Annotated in this window: 15 protein-coding genes; 13 read left to right on the forward strand and 2 right to left on the reverse strand. The window is 61.4% G+C overall.

All coding sequences use genetic code 11. The annotated features are described in order from the left end of the window. The first annotated feature begins 18 nt into the window (after positions 1 to 18). The 5 genes from ATN00_RS05350 to ATN00_RS05370 are packed head-to-tail and all read left to right on the forward strand — an operon-like array spanning position 19 to position 5,774. Positions 19 to 1,221, forward strand: coding sequence for a DegT/DnrJ/EryC1/StrS family aminotransferase (locus ATN00_RS05350; RefSeq protein ID WP_062062988.1), 1,203 nt, complete (start codon positions 19 to 21; stop codon positions 1,219 to 1,221). Beyond that, entirely contained in the window at positions 1,218 to 2,582 is a 1,365-nt protein-coding gene (locus ATN00_RS05355; RefSeq protein ID WP_062062990.1) for an O-antigen ligase family protein, read from the forward strand. The genes ATN00_RS05350 and ATN00_RS05355 overlap by 4 nt, the downstream gene beginning before the upstream one ends. Next, the gene (locus ATN00_RS05360; protein ID WP_062062992.1) at positions 2,579 to 3,148 is read left to right on the forward strand and encodes a polysaccharide biosynthesis/export family protein; all 570 of its coding nucleotides are present in this window, start codon (positions 2,579 to 2,581) and stop codon (positions 3,146 to 3,148) included. Before ATN00_RS05355 ends, ATN00_RS05360 begins: the two co-directional genes overlap by 4 nt. 3 nt (positions 3,149 to 3,151) lie before the next feature. Continuing rightward, complete coding sequence (locus tag ATN00_RS05365; RefSeq protein WP_062062995.1) at positions 3,152 to 4,417, forward strand: outer membrane beta-barrel protein; 1,266 nt, start codon at positions 3,152 to 3,154, stop codon at positions 4,415 to 4,417. Positions 4,418 to 4,424: 7 nt separating this feature from the next. Continuing rightward, on the forward strand, positions 4,425 to 5,774 hold the full coding sequence (locus ATN00_RS05370; protein ID WP_156415225.1) for a pectate lyase family protein: 1,350 nt from the start codon (positions 4,425 to 4,427) through the stop codon (positions 5,772 to 5,774). 9 nt (positions 5,775 to 5,783) lie between these two features. Here the strand turns inward: ATN00_RS05370 and ATN00_RS05375 are convergent, their stop codons facing one another. Beyond that, on the reverse strand, positions 5,784 to 7,931 hold the full coding sequence (locus tag ATN00_RS05375; RefSeq protein WP_062062999.1) for an acyltransferase family protein: 2,148 nt from the start codon (positions 7,929 to 7,931) through the stop codon (positions 5,784 to 5,786). Continuing rightward, positions 7,928 to 9,109, reverse strand: coding sequence for a glycosyltransferase family 4 protein (locus tag ATN00_RS05380; RefSeq protein WP_082635104.1), 1,182 nt, complete (start codon positions 9,107 to 9,109; stop codon positions 7,928 to 7,930). The genes ATN00_RS05375 and ATN00_RS05380 overlap by 4 nt, the downstream gene beginning before the upstream one ends. A gap of 189 nt (positions 9,110 to 9,298) precedes the next feature. On the opposite strand from ATN00_RS05380, the gene ATN00_RS05385 reads away from it, so the two are divergent. From ATN00_RS05385 to ATN00_RS05420, 8 genes are all read left to right on the forward strand, one after another. Then, the gene (locus tag ATN00_RS05385; protein WP_062063001.1) at positions 9,299 to 10,258 is read left to right on the forward strand and encodes a class I SAM-dependent methyltransferase; all 960 of its coding nucleotides are present in this window, start codon (positions 9,299 to 9,301) and stop codon (positions 10,256 to 10,258) included. Then, on the forward strand, positions 10,255 to 11,517 hold the full coding sequence (locus tag ATN00_RS05390) for a glycosyltransferase (RefSeq protein ID WP_082635106.1): 1,263 nt from the start codon (positions 10,255 to 10,257) through the stop codon (positions 11,515 to 11,517). Before ATN00_RS05385 ends, ATN00_RS05390 begins: the two co-directional genes overlap by 4 nt. After that, positions 11,514 to 12,818, forward strand: a complete 1,305-nt coding sequence (locus ATN00_RS05395) for an MBL fold metallo-hydrolase (protein ID WP_062063004.1) — start codon at positions 11,514 to 11,516, stop codon at positions 12,816 to 12,818. Before ATN00_RS05390 ends, ATN00_RS05395 begins: the two co-directional genes overlap by 4 nt. 4 nt (positions 12,819 to 12,822) lie before the next feature. Further along, positions 12,823 to 13,491, forward strand: a complete 669-nt coding sequence (locus tag ATN00_RS05400; RefSeq protein WP_062063006.1) for an acetyltransferase — start codon at positions 12,823 to 12,825, stop codon at positions 13,489 to 13,491. Positions 13,492 to 13,726: 235 nt separating this feature from the next. Then, positions 13,727 to 14,896, forward strand: a complete 1,170-nt coding sequence (locus ATN00_RS05405) for a glycosyltransferase (RefSeq protein WP_062063009.1) — start codon at positions 13,727 to 13,729, stop codon at positions 14,894 to 14,896. Positions 14,897 to 14,958: 62 nt separating this feature from the next. Continuing rightward, a complete protein-coding gene (locus ATN00_RS05410) occupies positions 14,959 to 16,152 on the forward strand; it encodes an acyltransferase family protein (RefSeq protein WP_062063012.1) in 1,194 nt (397 codons plus the stop codon). A gap of 5 nt (positions 16,153 to 16,157) precedes the next feature. Further along, entirely contained in the window at positions 16,158 to 17,162 is a 1,005-nt protein-coding gene (locus ATN00_RS05415) for a hypothetical protein (protein ID WP_062063015.1), read from the forward strand. A 135-nt stretch (positions 17,163 to 17,297) separates the two neighbouring features. After that, positions 17,298 to 18,158, forward strand: a complete 861-nt coding sequence (locus ATN00_RS05420; RefSeq protein WP_197413673.1) for a sulfotransferase domain-containing protein — start codon at positions 17,298 to 17,300, stop codon at positions 18,156 to 18,158. Positions 18,159 to 18,177 lie beyond the last annotated feature (19 nt).

Below are 18,177 nucleotides of genomic sequence, written 5' to 3' on the forward strand. Positions count from 1 at the left end.
GCAACGCAGGTGGCGCCAATGGCCCACCGTATCGCGCTGCCACCGGAGGAGGACGCGATACGATCGCGCTGGCCTTTCCACGGTGAGGATGAGATTGCGGCCGTCGCGGACATATTGCGGTCGGGGCGGGTCAATGCGCTGGTGCATGGTGACCATCGGCAACGCTTCGAGCAACGCTTCGCCGAATATATCGGGGCGCCTCATGCCCTGGCGGTGGCCAATGGCACGCTTGCGCTCGAACTCGCTTTGCGGGCGCTGAGCATAGGGGCTGACGACGAAGTGATCGTCAGCCCCCGCAGCTACTTCGCCTCGGCGAGCGCGATCGTGGCCGTGGGCGCAAAGCCGGTGTTCGCGGATATCGATCCTATCAGCCAGAATATCGACCCCGACAGTATAGCCCATGCCGTGACTTCTCGGACCCGTGCCGTGCTTTGCGTCCACCTTGCCGGATGGCCCTGCGATATGGACCCGATCATGGCGATCTGCGATCGGTACGGATTGAAGCTGGTCGAGGATTGCGCGCAGGCGCTGGGAGCCGCCTATCATGGCCGCAAGACCGGGTCTTTTGGAGACGCCGCGGCCTTTTCCTTCTGTACCGACAAAATCATGTCCACCGGCGGGGAAGGCGGGATGCTGCTCCTGCGGGATTCTGAAGTCTGGGAGCGGGCATGGTCCTACAAGGATCACGGAAAGAGCCGAACCCGGTTGATGACGGCAGCAGCGACATCCGACGGATGTTTCCGCTGGCTGCACGACGGGTTCGGAAGCAATTATCGCCTTACCGAAATGCAGGCGGCGATCGGGTCCATACAGCTTGGAAAACTGCCCGCGTGGCTGGCGGCGCGGCAGCGTAACGCGGCCATTCTCGATGACACGCTAGGCGACATTCCATCCCTGCGACTGGCGCGTCCGCCGTCCCATATCCGTCATGCTTATTATAAATATTATTGTTTCCTGCGAACCGGCACGTCCGACGAGGGCGCTGCGCGGGACGCATTGGTGCGCGCTCTTCAGAAAAAGGGCATTCCGTGCGGAACGGGTTCCTGCCCGGAAATCTATCGGGAACAGGCCTTTGCCGCCATCTCGGCGCGACGCTTGCCCATGGCGCGGCTGGTCGGCGCCAGCAGCATCATGTTGCCGGTCGATCCATCACTGACCGCTGAGGACATGCGGTGCATCGCGGACCGGATCAGAACATGCGCGATGCATCAAGAAGGATGAGACCGCCTCTGGCAGGCATCGGCCCGCGCGAAGCCTTTCCCGAAGGTTTCGTCCCGCCGGATCAGGATGGCGGCGTCCGCGACGCGGGCAAGGCCATGGTCACGCCTCTCCTGACTATCGCTGTGCTCTTCTTTTGCTTTCACCTCTGGCGCATCGGCAATGTGAACATCACGCTGAGCGACGCGCTGTTCATGGGCGTCGTCCTGATCGAATTGGGGCTGGGGCGCCTTAACGGAACGCCGTTCGGGACGCTGACGCCGATTTGGCTGGCCAGTCTCGTCCTCATGCTTTCGGGTCTTTTCGTCGGAAGCTATGTCAACGGCGACTTGCTGCGCTGGATCATCGTCGCGGGGCAATATCTGTTCAGCTACATGCTGCTGCCCATGGTGCTGATCCGGGACATCGGCACGATAAACAGGCTGATCGTCACGCTCATCATCGGCATGACCGCCATGGAAAGCCTGGGCGTGCTCGTTTACTACACGATGGACGGGTTCACGCAGGTCAATGCGATATTCGGCCCGGATTTCATCACCGGCGGCAGGCGGCTGGGCGCGATGGTGGGAGATGCGAACTGGAATTCCGCCGTCATCGCCATGACCCTTCCCTTCGTGATCTATGCGGGCGTCAGGCGGTTGATCCCTGCTGCAGCCGCGCTGGCCTGCGCCACGATGCTGATGTGGGCATTGATGCTCGCGGCGTCCTTCACGGGCTTTTCCGCCGCGCTGCTGGCTGTAGGTGTGATGGCCTTCCTCGGCCGTTTGCGCCCTTCGCCGAAGATATTGCTGCTGGCCGGAATATTGGCCGTGGGCCTCTTTGCGTCGGGCTATCAGATGCCCGACATCTTCGCCAAGCGGGTGGCTCCCGCTTTCCAGAGCGGCGACATAGAGGAAGCCGGCACCTATGACGACCGCGCCGAACTGATTGCGGAAGCATGGGGTAATGCCGAAAATACCGTGATTATCGGGATGGGCGTCGACCAGTTCCGGGAATTCAGCCCTTCGGGGCAGCCAGTCCACAACATGTATATGCTTGAATTGGCGGAAGGCGGCATCGTCGCGCTGATGGGCTGGTTCGGCGTCGTCCTCAGCCTGACTTTGATCCCGTTTACCAGGTTGCGGCAGCATCGACTCGAAGCTTCGCTTTCACTGGCGGTCATCGTCGTGTTCCAGGTGTTCACCATGGCCAGTCCGCACATGTATGCCCGCCTGTGGATGGTTCCTGTACTGCTGTCCCTGGGCACTGTCCTGAAAGCGGCGGACGCATCCCCCTTTTGGGCAGGTCGTTCCTCCCAAAGCGTAACCCCTCCGCGCGCTGCATGGAATAAAATCCATCGCAATCAAGTTCCGCGGAGGCGATGATGACTAAAGACAAGCGGCATCACGGACTGGGGCTTCTCGCCTGCATGGCGTTGGCGGCCTGCTCCCCCACATCGGGCCTGACGGATCTGCCGCCGGCGCCATCCAGCGAATATGCGCTGGGCGCGGGAGATGAATTGCGGGTGAGCGTCTATGGACTGGACGGGTTGGCGAACAATTACGTGATTACCGATGCGGGCGTGATCTCGCTTCCCTTCATCGGTGACGTGGCGGCAAGCGACAAGACCGCCGACCAGATAAAGCAATCCATTGTCGAGGCGTTGGTCGCCAAGCAGATCGTTAACAATCCGATCGTCAATGTTCAGGTCAATCAATATCGCCCCTTCTTCATCATCGGAGAGGTCAAGAAGCCAGGCGAATATGCGTTCCGGCCGGGCACGTCCGTGCTGACCGCGATCGCCATGGCTGGCGGTTATACCTTCCGGGCGAACACGTCCAAATTCTCCATAACAAGGCGCGACGGTAACGGGAGCATCACCGCCGCCGCCACGGAAAAGGCATATATCCAGCCCGGTGATACGATCCGGGTTTATGAAAGCTGGTTCTAAGCCGTGCGCCGGTCGACACAGCCGCCTGGAAAGGGGCGGCGCCGTCCTTATTATGGCGCCGCCCTGCTGGTGCTGGGCATGGCGCAGGGCGTCCAGGCGCAGACCATAGAGGAAGACGCCCAGCAGCATCAGTCCGTGCTCGATCTGGAACGCCCCGGATATGAACCGCGCCGAATAAAACTGGGCAATGTCCTATTGTCGCCGGAGCTGGATGTCGGCGTGACCTACAACAGCAATATCTATGCCGCGCATGTAGACCGGCGGGACGATTTCGTCACGCGCATCCAGCCGCGGCTGACCATCGAAGAGGATGAGGGCCGGTTCCAATGGCATGGCGAACTGTCTGGCGAACTGCGCCGCTATGCTTCGAACGGCCGTGAAAATAGCGAAAGCTATGGCGCAGTCGGGACGTTTGCGGCGCTTCTCAGCCAGCAATTGACGGTTACAGGAACGGCGGGTTATCGGCGGGCGGTCGAAAATCGTGCGGACCCCGAAGTGCGACAGAACCCCACGCTGGGGCCGCCGCTGTTCGACGTGCTGAACGGCGAGCTTCAGATGCGCGTCGAAGGCAGCCGACTGGGATTTTCCCTGAAGGGGCAGGCGGAAAAATATGATTTCGTCGCCCGCGCCAATGACGATCGGGATTTCACCAGCTACCGCGGTACGGCAAGGCTGTTCTACCGATTGTCGCCGATGTTCGACGGCTATGTGCAAGGCTATGTCAACCAGCGTAATTTCCGGCGCGCGGATATCGGATCGGGCGCGAGCCGCGATGGGCGCACCATCGGCGGCCTGGTTGGCGTGCAGGTCAATCCCAGTGGCAAGCTGCGCGGCGACATCGGTGCGGGCGTTTTTCGCTACAAACCTGAATCCGCTTTTTTCGAAAGCTTTTCCGGCTTTGCGCTCGAAGGATCGCTGATCTATTCGCCGCGGCAGCGCACGGCGTTGATCCTCGATGTCTTCAGCGGCGACGTCGCCACCGTGCGTAACGGCGCCAGCGGCCGCATCGACCGTAGCGCGCGCCTGACCGTGCAGCAGGAAATCCGCCATAACCTGATCGCCAGCGCGGCTTTTCGCTATCGCCAGACCCGCTATCGCGGCATCGACAGCAGGCTGAACACGATCGGCGGCGATGTGGATATCGAATATCTCCTCAATCGGCACCTGTCGCTCGCACTGACGGGGCAATTGGTGAAACGGACGGGCGGAAACGACATGGATCGGTTCGAGCGGAGCCGCATCGGCATCGCCCTGCGGATGCGGTATTGAAAGGGCGATGATGGGCAAGGCCACCCTGCTGACCCTGATCGCCGGAGGCGCTCTCCCGGTAGCTGCGCTTTTGTCGACGGCGGGTGTGGAGCGCATGAGCCAAAAGTCCGACACGCTGAAAACGGCATTCCCCGGCGCGGAAGGCTATGGCGCGATGGCGGTGGGCGGGCGCGGCGGACGGGTCATCGCCGTCACGACCCTTGCCGACAGTGGCTCCGGATCGCTGCGGGCTTGCATCGATCATCAAGGCCCTCGCGTCTGCGTGTTCCGCGTGGCGGGCGTCATCCGCTTCACGCAGCGCCCGCCCATCATCACCAACCCCTTCATCACGATCGCGGGCCAGACCGCGCCGGGCGGCGGCATCACCTTGGCACATGGCGGCGGACCCTGGGGCGTCACGCCGCTGCTTATCAAGGATACCAACGACGTGGTGATCCGGGACATCCGGGTCAGGCCGGACATGCGAGGCGACGTGCGCGGCGGGAACGATGCCATCACCTTCGAAAACAGCCGCAACATCATTCTCGACCATGTGAGCGGCAGCTGGGCGCTGGATGAGAATATCAATGGGCAGGGCGACAATGACAATGTGACGATAAGCTGGTCGATCTTTGCCGAGGGTATACCAAAGCACGACAAATGCGCGCTGCTGGGCAGCGACCCGACCAAACCGCAACGCATGAGCTTCATTTACAATGTCTGCGCGCATAATGGTGATCGCAACCCGGACATGAACTTCACGCCGAAATCCTGCATCGATATCATCAACAACATATTCTATGATGCCGGCTCCCAGTTCGCCGAACTATGGGAAAGCTATGGCGGCACTTGGGCGAATATTGTGGGCAATATCTTTCGCGCCGGGCCAAGCACGTCACCCCAGGCTATCGGCATAGACCGCCAGCAGATCGGCAGCCGCGGCGCCGGGCGCCTGTTTCTTCAGGACAACCTGTTCGAAGGGACTTTTATCCAATTGGCTCCATCCCTCTCCGAGATCGTCGTCGACAGCCCGGTCTGTCCCCTGTCGATCAAGCCCATGACGCCACAGGCCGCTTATGGCGCCATCCTGCAACAGGCAGGCGCTTTTCCCCGCGACGCCATCGATCGACGGATCGTGGCGGAAATCCGCGATCGCACCGGTCATATCCGCAAGCAGCCGGGCGCCATTCCGTCCATAGCGCTGGGCGAGACGGAAGCGGACAGCGATGGCGATGGTATGCCCGATACATGGGAACGCGCCCATGGCACGCAGGCGGGGGTCAGCGATCCCTGGCAGGATGCCGATCGCGACGGGGTGCTCAATCTGGATGAGTATCTGGACGATGCCCACAGACGGTTGGTCGCGTCGACCGATTGATCCTTTCCCTCAGCGCCCGCCCCAGCGCGCCGCGATCGTCCTGTCGATCGCCTCCGCTATATGCGCGGCGCCTTCGCGCGTCAGATGATTGTCGTCGCGATAGAAAATGGCCGTGCCGTCATGGCTGAGGCAGCGTTCGCTCCGGCATAGGCTTTGTTCCGGATAGATGCGGGCAAGGCCGGGATTCTCGCCGAGGGAATCGAGCAGGGCATAAGTCCGGCGGCTGCGATCGCGGAACTGCTGCCGGGACACGGACGCCTGATCGGATAGCTGCCAGACGTCAGAAGGCTGCGCGCGGGCGATTTCCAGCAGCTTGCGCGGAATGTTCCAGCCCATCTCCGGCACGGGATAGACCAGCACGACCTTCACACCGCTGTCGAGCAGGCGATGTATCATGGCCGTCAGTGCTGACTGGACGGTCGCGTCATCGACGGCCCGGTCATAGGGGCCGGTGGTTCTGGAAATATGCGGAGGCTCGCCCGATTCGACGCCGCCGACGCCATTGTCGAACCGACTTCTTTCCACCACTACGGGCAGGCGCATCATCAGGACGGCGATGGCGCGGGGCTGCCGCGTCAGATAACGCATCCGGATCGCATTATAGCTGTCAGGGCAACTGGGTTGCATGGCGTCGACACGGGTAAGGCCGGGCAGCAACAGGCATCCGCCCCGGTTGAGCAGGGTGAGGCTGGCCAGATCCGCGGCGCTGGGCAATCGGTCGATTAGCGCGTTGCTCAGCGTGCGGGCATGGGAATCGCCTGCGACTATAAGGTTATAGCCAGCCGGGTTCACGCCTTGGAACCGGCATGGTCCTATTTCGGGAACATAGTTGAGACATCCTTTCCCGCTCTGAAAAATGGAGGCTTCCTCTATGCGCTCCGCCTTTGCGATGGCATCGAGCGGTGGGGGGAAGCGCCCCGGCATGCCCTTGCCCATAAAAATTGCGATACCCGCGCCTGCCAGAAGCACAGCTCCGCTCAGGGCGATCATCCAGATGGTGCCGCTGGACACCTGCCGCCGGTTGCGCGTCGGCCGCTCGACTAGCAGGAACGTGCCAATGGCCAACAGGATCGAAAGCGCGATCCATCCTATCTTGACCGACAGAGTCGGCTCATCGGCGCGGATGAGGCGGCCGAAGGCGAACACCGGCTGATGCCACAGATAAAGCGAATAGGAGATCAGCCCGATCGCCGCCATCGGCCGGGAAGAAAGCCAGCGTCCGACAGGATCACCCCGTCCCGAATAGCGGATGACGATGGCTGTCCCCAGCACCGGGATGGCCGTCGCCAGACCGGGGTGATGCAGATGGACCGCCATGAAGGGAACGGAACAGAGGATCGCGCCCATACCCATGAATGGCATGAAAATGGACGACGGCCTGGCCGCGCCCCTGCCCCTCAATTCGTCCAGGGCCAGCAAGGCGCCAGCGCCCAGTTCCCACATGCGCGAGGGCAGCAGGAAGAAGGACGCATCGGGCGCCTTAGCGGTCAGGACTTCCGCCAGAAGAAGGGAAAGGACGCAAAGACCGCAGAGCAGATGCGGCAGCCATCGCGGAGCATAGCGGTGCGCCGCCCACAGGATCGCGGGAAACAGCAGATAGAATTGTTCTTCCAGCCCAAGGCTCCATGTATGGATCAGCGGGTTGGTGAGGTTGTCGCTCGCGTCATAGCTGACCTCATGCCAGAAGAAGATGTTGGACGCGGAAACCACCGCGCTCGTCAGCGCCGCGCCGTAATTCTTCATGGCTTCGGGCAGCATAAAAAACCAGGCGGCCGGTATCGTGGCTAGCAGCACGGCATAGAGCGCGGGCAGTATCCGGCGCGCGCGACGCTCATAAAAGCGTAGCAGGCTGAACCGTCCTTCGCCCATTTCCCGTAGCAGGATCGATCCGATCAGATAGCCGCTGATGACGAGAAAGATGTCGACGCCGATGAAGCCGCCGGCGAAAGGATCGGTCCCGCCGATCCGGAACCGCGCATGATAGAACAAGACGAGCACGACCGCGACGGCGCGTAGCCCATCGATCTCCGGTCGATATTGCGTCCCGGTCGCGGATAGGCCAGGAGCCTGCCCGGCGGACGGCGGCGCGGTGCTTTCCTCCTCGAAGCGCGGCAGCAACCCCTCGCTTGGGATGGAGGAAATATCCTTCACGCTCATCGCGCGGCGGCCTTTGCCGTAGGTGCCTCATGAAGAGGAGCGCGACATGCCAGCGCCCCTATCATCGTCTCCCATTGCCGGGCGATTTCGTCCAGTCTGAAGCGGCGGGCCGATATGGCGGCATTTTCCCCCAGCGCGCGGCGGGTCGCGGCGTCCTTCATCAAATGATCGAGCGCTCGTGCAAGGGCGACGACATTGCCATTGGCGACAAGGAGGCCGTCATGGCCGGTCTGGATCATCTCGCGCGGGCCATAGGGACAATCGAAGGCAAGGACGGGCAGGCCGCACGCCATCGCCTCGCCCAATGCGTTGGGGAATCCTTCGTAGCGCGACGACAGCACGAAGGCGGAGGCGCCTTCCGTCCATGCGCCCTGAATCCCGCTCACGCCTCGAAGGAAGATGCGGTCGGCCATGGCCAAAGCCCCAATCCTTTCGGCCAGCGCGGCATGGTCTGCACCTTCCCCCCAGATGCTAAGCGACCAGCGGGGATTGCCGGGTGCTACCCTTGCGAAGGCGTCGATCAGCAGATCGAATCCTTTTTGCCGGGTCAGGCGGCCGACCGCCACGCATTGGAGCGGCCCTTCCACGTCGTAGGGTGCAGGCCGTCCGGGCGGTAGCTCGATAGGGTTGGGAATCACGCGCGTCCGGCCACGGACGGACGGCGGGACGTGGCCGGCAACGCGCTTCGTCTGGAGGACGATGGCGTCGGCGCGCCGGATCAGCATTTTCAGCAGCAGATTCCACAGCGGATTGGCCTGCTGCTGGGCCGGATTGTTCCGTTCGCTCACCGCGATCTTAAGATGCATTCCGATGCCCGCCGCCAGCGTCAGCGCATTGATCTTGGTCAAAAAGCTCAGAACCGCGTCGGGCTGTTCCCGTCGCAGCACTCCCCGCAGCCGGATCACGCGGCGGATCAGGGCCGCGAACCGTGACAGTCGGCCTTGCTCCGACTTTCCCTCGCCAAGCCGCGACAGCCGGACGCGGGGATCGAGCGCATGATAGATTCTGTCCCCCGGATCGTCGAAAGTGCAGATCGCGACATCCCAGCCCGCTTTCGCCCATCGCGACGCCAGCAGGCTGATGACGCGCTCCGCCCCGCCCGGCCCCAGCGCCTCGGTCACGAAGCAGACCCGGCGGGCAGCAGGCGGTCGCCCCGCGCGATCGGCAAATCCATGCATAAGGCGATGCTACATCGTCGCCCTGGGGAGTGCCGCCGGTTCTTTAAGGTTGATACCTTAGGATAGGTGGGTGGCCCCTGCTCGCGCCAATGCTGTCCATAAGCCCACATGTCTCGTCCTTCTGGTGTATTTTGGCGGCAGGCCTCTTCTTCTAGCCTGCATGGCGCATATTCTTGCCCGGAGGAGCCGATGCAGGTCGTTCCCACAGATCGAAAGGGTCCCGTATCGGTTACCCATCAGCATTTGCTGACGGCTATCGGCACATTGTTGGCCGATGGCCGCGTTCGGCCATCGCAGGGGCGGCTGCGTATATTGGATATCGGCTGCGGCGATGGCCAGCTCATCGATTTTCTGCATGATCGCCTGACTCGAACATTTCCCGATCTGGCGATCGAGCTGCACGGTTTCGACATCGGGGAACAGGGATATAATGACGGCGGCCAGTTCCATACCGCCACGCAGATGCTGGCCGCGCGCCACCCCGGCATCGCATGGGCGGATCGCATCAGCATGATTTCCGATGCGGAAGCATGGCGCTATCCGTCCGGCTATTTCGACATAGCGCTTTCCAATCAGGTGTTGGAACATGTCGCGGATTTGGCGGCCTTCTTGGCCGAATTGCATCGCTGCCTCGCCCCGGCGGGCATGTCCCTGCACCTTTTCCCCCTCGCGCAAAGCATCGTGGAAGCGCATTGCCAGACGCCCTTCGCCCATTGGATTCGCGATTTCGATCGGCGGGTGAACTGGATTGCCCTGCTCAGCCGCATGGGCGTCGGCGCCTATAGGCGTCATCGCAAGGTGCTGGGGCATGACACGCCCAGGCAACATGCGGTGGAAACCGCGAAATATATCCAGTGCTGGACGCATTACCGCACCTTCAATGCCATCGCAGATCAGTGCAGCCGGACCAGTCTGGCGGCATCGAGCGGCCTTACCAATGGCCTGTTCATCGCCAAGCTTCGCGGCATGCTGAAGCTGCGTCCGCTTGGCCGTTACCGGCGTTCGCGTCTTCCGGGGGTGGATTGGCTCGGCTTCATGATCGGGCGCTATCTTTCTTCCTCGACGCTGGTCATCGCGCCCGTGAGCTATGACATTGGCCGGCGCATAGCGGCGGAAAAAGCCGCCAATACGCTCAGGAGGGCGGCATGAAAGGAATGGCGAACGATCGGCCCGCCAATCTGACGGCGCGGCCCGTCTGCTTCCCGTTCACCGGCGATGTCGTTGGTGGCAGCCATTTTTCCGTGCTGGGCCTTGTCGAAAATCTCGATCCGTCCCGCTATGTCCCGGTGATCGTGCCGCAGTTCCCCGATGGCGCCGTGGCGAAGCTGTTCCGCGACCATGGCATCAGGACGGAAACGCCCATGCACTGGACCGAACTGCCCTATGACCGCAACGTCAGTCCATGGAAGATCGCGCAGGTCGCCAAGGACATACCGTCCCAGATCCGGTATCTGCGCTCCCGCCGCTATCCTGTCGTCCATACCAATGACGGGCGGACCCACGCCACCTGGGCGCTGGCGGCCCGCCTTTCGGGTGCAAGATTGCTCTGGCACCAGCGTGGCGACCCCGGCGCCCTGGGCCTGCGGCTGGCCGCGCCATTGTTGGCCAATCAGGTCGTGGCCGTGTCGCAATTCGCGTCGCCAAGACCGGGCCTCTGGTCCGCCGCGCGCAAGGCCCAGGTCGTCCACAGCGCCTTCGCGACCGATGTGCAGGAGGATCGCGCCAGCGCGCGCACGCAGCTTATCCACGAACTGGGATGCGATCCCCGAACCGTGTTCATCGGCTTCTTCGGCGCCTTCATTCCGCGCAAGCGGCCTAAATTGTTCATGGACGCGATTGCCGAACTGGCCGGACGCGATCTGCCGCGCCCCGTGATGGGCCTGATGTTCGGGGAAGCCTATGATGGAGGCCGGACAGAGCGGGAACTGAAAGATCATGGCCGGCAACGCGGTATGGGGAACATCGTGCGGCAGATGGGATTCCGCACACCCGGTCCGCACTGGCTGGCGGCTTGCGACATGCTGTTGGTTTCGGCGTATGGCGAACCCTTCGGACGTACGCTGATAGAGGCGATGCTGGTGGGAACGCCGGTGGTTGCCACGGCCTCCGGTGGCAATATCGAGGCGCTGTGCGAAGGAGCGACCGGGATTCTGGTTCCGCCCGAAGATGCCGCGGCGCTGGCCAATGGCGCACAGGCTCTCATCAAACGCCCTGAAACGGCGCAGGCCCTCGCCTCCGCCGCCATGGCCAGCGCCAAGTCGCGCTTCGGGGACAGAAGCCACGCCGAGCGGATCATGGCCGTCTACGACGAAATGCTACGCATCCCGCTTCCCAACGCCGCCGACCGATCCGGCCCCTCATCCCCATCCATCAAGCCCCTGGGCTTGAAGAGCGAGGCGACATCATGATCCGTTTTGTCAACCATGCATCTTTTGTCGTGGAATCGGGCGGCGTGTCGCTGCTGTGCGATCCATGGATATCGGGAACGGTATTTCACCAGGGCTGGAGCCTGATCGCCGAACAGGACCATGCGGGACTGGATGAGGTGGATTATATCTGGTTCAGCCACGAACATCCCGACCATTTCTCGATCTCGTTCCTGCGCTCCATTCCGGAACATCGCCGTCCGCAGATCACCATTCTCTATCAGACGATGCCTGACGGGCGCGTGGCGTCCTTCTGCCGTCAAATGGGCTTCGCTGTGAAGGAACTGACCCATGCCAGGGAAGAGGATCTGGGCGGCGGCATTCGGATCGTCTGCGGCAAGATACCCTTTTACGATAGCTGGCTCTACATCGAAACGCCCGACTATCGGATACTCAACACCAATGACTGCATCCTGGAAAGCCCGGCGCGCCTCAAACTGATTCAACCGCATGTCGACCGATGCGATATATTGTTCACGCAATTTTCCTACGCCAACTGGCAGGACAGCCGCGACAATCGCAAGGCCCGGCAGGACCTGGCTCAGGAAAAGCTGCGCCGGATCGCATTGCAAAGCGAAATGTTCCATCCTCGCTTCATCGTTCCCTTCGCCAGCTTCTGCTATTTCAGCCATGTCGAAAATGAGTTCATGAACGCCGACATCAACATGCCGGTCGATGTGGTCAACTTCGTCGCCGACCATTGCGATGCGGACCCGGTGCTGCTCATTCCCGACGAGCGGTGGGACGGCCTCACGCCCAAGGACAACGGGCCGGCGCTGGAATGGTGGGCGAAACAATATTCGCAGGCGCTGTCGCGTGAAAAGACCATGCCGGGCAAAAGCGTGCCGTTCATGGACCTGTGCCTGAAAGCTGACGGTGCCATGCGCCGCGTCAGGCAGCGCAACAATTATGCGATCGTCACGGCCTTGCAGCGGCTGGGCATCACCCGCCGCCTTGAATTTCATCTGACGGACAGCGGTCAGGCGGTGTCGTTCGACTGGATCGGAGGGCTGCAATTGCTGGGCGCTCCATCCCTCCACGCGATCGAGATTCATTCAGAATCGCTAGCTTTCATCTTCGACAATGACTTCGGCATAGACACGGTCAATGTGAATGCGCGGTTCGAAGGGTCCATCCGCGACAAGAAACGGATGATCGCCCTCTTTTCCGTTCTGGAACTCAACAATACCGGCCGATGCCTGAAATTTTCCGACGGGCTGAAGCTGGTCAATCCGGCGCTGGTCCAACAGGGGCTTCGCACTATCGGCCTGTCCCGCGCCTGATGACATGGGGGAAAGGCAACCTCTGCTGATTCTCGGCGCGGGCGCACATGGCGGCGTAGTGCGCGACTGCGTGGACGATCGCCATTTTCAGTTCATGGGATATCTGGACGATCGGCCGTCCGACCGGCCTTCGGGCAAAGGCGAACCCGTGCTGGGAGGATTGGACGATCTTCCCGTTCTTCTGCGCGATTATCCGCACGCGGCGGCAGTCATCGCGATCGGAGACAATATGTCCCGCCGCCGCGTGGCGGAACGGGCGCAAAGCCTTGCGCCGGGGGTGACATGGGCACGCATCGTCCATCCCACGGCGATTCTTTCCGTCCATATAGAAATCGGGCCGGGTACGGTCATTGTCGCCGGATCGATCGTCAATTGCGGCAGTAGCCTGGGTCGGCATGTGCTGATCAATACAGGCACCATCATCGACCATGACAACAGCATGGATGATTTCGCCTCGACCGGTCCGGGCGTGTCTACAGGCGGCGACGTCCAGATCGGCAGCCTTAGCCATATCGGGATCGGCGCGAGCGTCCGGCATGGCATACGGATCGGCCGGAACTGTGTCATCGGCGGAAAGGCCTATGTAGACCGCGATGTGGGTGACAATTGGGTGAGCTTCGGCATCCCCGCCCGCCCGCAATATCAAAGAGTGCTGGGGCAGTCCTATCTCTGAATGACACGCGGCCGAATGGCGGCAGCGGCATCTCCCGGTCCGGCGGAGGCCGCGATCCGGATACGCCCCGGTTCAGGGCGACGGTAATGGCAAATATCCCCTCCTGATCCAAATCAATCGTCGCAGGTCCCCAGGCCGCGCAACGGGCTCACTATTTAGGGGTATAGCGGCCTGTTTCATTGCCATCCTTCCCATTCGTCATCCATTCTGCGTGGGCGGCTTGGAGGATGGATTGATGAAAATCGCGGTGCTGGCCGTTGCGACGAATATCCATACGATCCGATGGGCCAATGCGCTGGCGGAACGGGGCGTCGATGTGCTCCTCATCACCCAGCAGCCTCCGCGGTCAAGCGATTATCATCCGGCCGTCGTCTTTCGGATATTACCCTTCCGGGGTGCTCTTGCCTACGCGCTCAACGCCCCGATCCTGCGATATGCCTTTGATCGTTCGGGCGCGGACCTGCTCCATGTCCATTATGCGGGCGGCTATGGAGCGATGGCCTGGCTTTCCGGGATCAGGCGAAGGCTCGTTTCCGTTTGGGGCGGCGACGTCTATGATGTTCCCCATCGCAGCTTTCTGCATCGCAGGCTGGTGCTCGGCGCCCTGCGGGGCGCGCTCAGAATATCCTCGACAAGTCATGTCATGGCCGATGAAGTCCGTCGGCTGGGCATCACTGAACAGATCGATGTCATTCCGTTCGGCGTGGATACCAGCGCATTCCGGACCCGACCGGAAGCGCAGGGAGACGATCCCTTCGTCATCGGCACGGTAAAATCGCTTCAACGCAAATATGGCATAGATACGCTGATCCCCGGTTTCACGGCCGCCCTGGCCGATCCGGCCTTTGCGGCGCTGAACCCTATTCTTCGCATCGCGGGGGAGGGAGAAGCGCGCGCCGAATATGAAAGCCTTGCGCGCGCCATAGGCCAGAACCGGGTTCGCTTCGAAGGCCATATCGACCATGGCAATGTCCCCGATATGCTGCGCCAGTTCCACATTTATGTGGCGGTGAGTCGCGACGACAGCGAAAGCTTTGGCGTCGCCATTATAGAAGCGAGCGCTTGTGGATTACCCGTCATCGTATCCGACGCTGGTGGGCTGCCCGAGGTTGTCGATCATGAATCGACCGGGCTGGTGATTCCCCGCGACTCCCCGTCCGATCTGGCACGGGCGATCGTCCGTCTCGCGCTCGACGCGCCTTTGCGTCAGCGCATGGGCGAAGCGGGACGGCAACGGGTGCAGCGGCAATATGAATGGAGCGCCTGCGTCGAACGCATGATCCAACTCTATCGCGAACTGTGCGTTCCTCCGTTGGGATTACCCACTCGGTTGCAGGCCGCGCCCACCGAACGCACCGATGGCTTCCACCGAAATAGCGCCTGCAAGCTCGCGCCAGCGGAGTAATGTTCTAGACGAAAGCGGCCAGCTATGCGCTTGCGCGGGCATCCCTGGCGGGAGGATCAATCATGGCCGAAGGAAACGCAGCCGCGTGGGCGTCGGAAAATACGGGCGATCTGACGCGTGCCACCGGGAACGCATCCCGCGCGAAGGCTGGTCGTTCCGACTTCAATATCGCCGCGCATGGCCTGCGCGGGATCGCGGCGCTGATGGTGTTCTGGGGCCATTTGCTGGGCGGGACCGCGCGGCATATCTACGACAGCGACCCATCCTATGCGCGGACCGTGGAAGCTATGTGGCATCTGGGAACGGCCGGTGTCGTCCTGTTCTTCGTCATCAGCGGCTTTGTGATATGGCCCAGCGTGGTCCGTTATTCGCCCGGCCAGTTCGCCTTGCGCCGGTTCATGCGGCTCTATCCGCTGTTTCTCGCCCTGACGCTGCTGTTCATGGGCCTGAACCTTGCCACCAACGCCTACCCTCATCTGAACGACGCGAAGACGATAGCGGCGGCACTCAGCTTCACGAATATCTTCGTGGGGACAGAGCAACTGACGCCCAATGCCTGGAGCCTCAGTTTCGAAGTCATGTTCTACGCGCTGACATGCGCTACGGTTTTTTTTACCCTTCATCGGCCCAGCCGCGCGGGCATGATCGTCAGCGGCGCGATCTGCCTCTGTTTCCTGCTGGTATTTCCCATCGCCTGCTTCTTTTTAGGCGGTATCGCGGTTCGGCTGCTCCATGACCGGGGGATCACGCCACCGGCCGGGATGGCGCCCTTCCTCGAGGTGATCGCGCTCATCTGCTTCGCACTTTACGCGTCCATGTCCTGGTTCGCCTATGTCCCGGCCGACTTCGCCAACCCGATCGCGCTGATGATCCTTTCGTCTAGCCTGATCTATTTCTATCTGGCGGTTCTGCCGACGAGCCTGACCACGCTATGCCTGCGTTCAAGCCAGACGCTCTATATAGGAACGGTCAGCTACAGCCTCTATCTGGTGCATCCCTATACCTATTATCTTTGCCGGATGGCGTTCGATCGGCTGGGCCTTTTCACCGAACATCAACTTGCTTCCATGACGCTTTTCTTCGCGGTGACCACGCCGGTCACACTGATCGCGACGCACTTCGTGCACAAGACGGTGGAGATGATGCCTTATCGCTGGGCATTCGGGCAGAAAATCTATCGAGGGCGCGCTTCCGATACGCAGGTCGCGAGGGAAGCGGATACAGATAGAAGAGCGCCCAGCGCAGCGGAAGGCTAGGCTATATGCATCTTGCGGATCGGGTTCCGGCGAAAATGCCGCCCATCGCACATGTGAAGGTTGCGGACCTTGCGCCCGGAGCCTTGGGCCAGTGTTTTCACGACGGCGCGGTGGCAGTGGTGATAGAGGGCAGCGCGGCCGTGGCCTCTCTCTGGCATGGGCTTACGACGCAGAATGCCGACATGCCCTGGACGGCGCCTCTGTATGAATTGTCGGTCAATCTGCAGGCCCATGACGATCTGACCGAAACGCTGGGCGACGTCTTCTATTTCAAGCCTGGCCGCCATGCCTATATCGCCCGCAAGATCGAGATCTGCGTGGAAGGGCAGGAACTGGTCGCCCGTCCCACGACATTTCATGGTCGTCACGGCAACTGGACCATGGGCGCGGAGCTTCGGGAAGAATGTTGGCGGTTTTCCGCTGCGATCATGGAAGCGATCGCCCCTGCCAGAGGAAGCCATGGTCCCTTTCGCGCGGTCGTGCAGCAGCTAAAATATCATGAATCAGTCGCCGGGCATGACGCGCTGTTCCAGATGATGCACAATTCGCTGGGGTCATGGGGGCGCATCGGATATCGGCTCGACCAGCGCAGGGAGGAAATGCGCGGACCGCTGGGTCGGCGGGGGATATGCGATGCCCTGGCGCTTTTTTCGCTGATCCCTCTGCTGCGGTTTCCGATCGACGGATTGAATGGCGCGGCGGCACATCTGGACAAGCGCAGCATGGTGCCGGAGGGATACAGGCTGATCGTCAAACCCCATGTGGACACGCGCTATTTTTCCGCCCTGTGCGGGTCTCGCCACAACCTTCGAACGGAGGTTTTCGTCGACGGCCAATGGGTGCTGCTGCCCATCAACCAGGATGACATCGTGGTCTTTCCCGGTTCGGCGGCGAAGAGCGCCTATGGCATCGCGCCAACCTTGCATCGCGTCATTCAGGCCGATGACGCATCGTTGCCGATCGACGATCCCGGTCCTTCCAACATGACGCTGCTGCTTGGGGCCAAATGATCCCGCCCGTGCGAAACCCATTTGTGCAAAGGAGGTAGCCCGTCGGCGCGCTCGCGATGGGGAGAACCCTTGGCTAGCCTGCAAAGGCAACAGTGCAATATCATTGAAATGCCAGGCGGACAGGGAGACCAGCAGGTGCCGGCAAACAGCATCCGATCGCTCCACCGATCATTCGGCAAAAGCATTGGCCGGCTTGCGCCCGAATGGGTCGTGGAAAGATACAGGCACTGGACGACCGATGCCTATGTCGTTTCCTTTCCCAAAAGCGGGCGGACCTGGTTCCGCACGATGCTGGGCACTGCATTGCAGCTTCAGTTCGGAACGCGGACGGTCGATCCGACGTCCGTCCACCTGATGTGGATGTTCGATCCCAATGTGCCGAGGCTATTGTTCACGCATGACGTGAACGCCCATCTCAACCATGTGGATAGCATAAGCTGGGACGGACACAGATACCGCAGCAAGAAGACCATTCTTCTGGTGCGTGATCCCCGCGACACCATCGTGTCACTCTATTTCGAGATGACGAAGAGGGTGGGGGCCTATGACGGTCCGATCGATGCGTTCATCCGACAGGACGCGGGAGGAATTGCCTCTCTCGTGGCATTCCTCAACAGCTGGATACGCAATTTACACCGCGTCCGTGCCTCGCTCCTTCTGACCTACGAAGATTTGCACAGGCAGCCTCATACCGCAGTCCGCACCGCGCTGGATTTCATAGGTGCCCATGATGTCAGCGATGAAAATATCGCGGAGGCGATCCGCCTGTCTTCCTTCGAAGCCATGCGCCGGATGGAACGCGCGGGCGCCGTTCAGCATGTCCGCCTGCGTCCCGCCAATGTCGACGATCCTCAGTCCTACAAAGTGCGGAGCGGTAAGATCGGCGGCTATCGGGAAGTCCTTTCTTCCCGGGACTGCGCCTTTCTCGACGATTATATCGCCACGCATCTCGATGCCAGACTCGTCCGCTACAAGGAGTCGATGCTAACCGGATGAATGTCCTGGGAAATTGTCA

Origin of the sequence: Sphingobium baderi, assembly GCF_001456115.1 — a bacterium.
GTDB classification, from domain to species: domain Bacteria; phylum Pseudomonadota; class Alphaproteobacteria; order Sphingomonadales; family Sphingomonadaceae; genus Sphingobium; species Sphingobium baderi_A.

Coding starts and splice junctions, on each gene's coding strand:
- ATN00_RS05350 (WP_062062988.1), top strand. CDS start 19: ATGGCCCACCGTATCGCGCTGCCACCGGAGGAGGACGCGATACGATCG.
- ATN00_RS05355 (WP_062062990.1), top strand. CDS start 1,218: ATGAGACCGCCTCTGGCAGGCATCGGCCCGCGCGAAGCCTTTCCCGAA.
- ATN00_RS05360 (WP_062062992.1), top strand. CDS start 2,579: ATGATGACTAAAGACAAGCGGCATCACGGACTGGGGCTTCTCGCCTGC.
- ATN00_RS05370 (WP_156415225.1), top strand. CDS start 4,425: ATGATGGGCAAGGCCACCCTGCTGACCCTGATCGCCGGAGGCGCTCTC.
- ATN00_RS05375 (WP_062062999.1), bottom strand. CDS start 7,931: ATGAGCGTGAAGGATATTTCCTCCATCCCAAGCGAGGGGTTGCTGCCG.
- ATN00_RS05380 (WP_082635104.1), bottom strand. CDS start 9,109: ATGCATGGATTTGCCGATCGCGCGGGGCGACCGCCTGCTGCCCGCCGG.
- ATN00_RS05385 (WP_062063001.1), top strand. CDS start 9,299: ATGCAGGTCGTTCCCACAGATCGAAAGGGTCCCGTATCGGTTACCCAT.
- ATN00_RS05390 (WP_082635106.1), top strand. CDS start 10,255: ATGAAAGGAATGGCGAACGATCGGCCCGCCAATCTGACGGCGCGGCCC.
- ATN00_RS05395 (WP_062063004.1), top strand. CDS start 11,514: ATGATCCGTTTTGTCAACCATGCATCTTTTGTCGTGGAATCGGGCGGC.
- ATN00_RS05400 (WP_062063006.1), top strand. CDS start 12,823: ATGGGGGAAAGGCAACCTCTGCTGATTCTCGGCGCGGGCGCACATGGC.
- ATN00_RS05405 (WP_062063009.1), top strand. CDS start 13,727: ATGAAAATCGCGGTGCTGGCCGTTGCGACGAATATCCATACGATCCGA.
- ATN00_RS05410 (WP_062063012.1), top strand. CDS start 14,959: ATGGCCGAAGGAAACGCAGCCGCGTGGGCGTCGGAAAATACGGGCGAT.
- ATN00_RS05415 (WP_062063015.1), top strand. CDS start 16,158: ATGCATCTTGCGGATCGGGTTCCGGCGAAAATGCCGCCCATCGCACAT.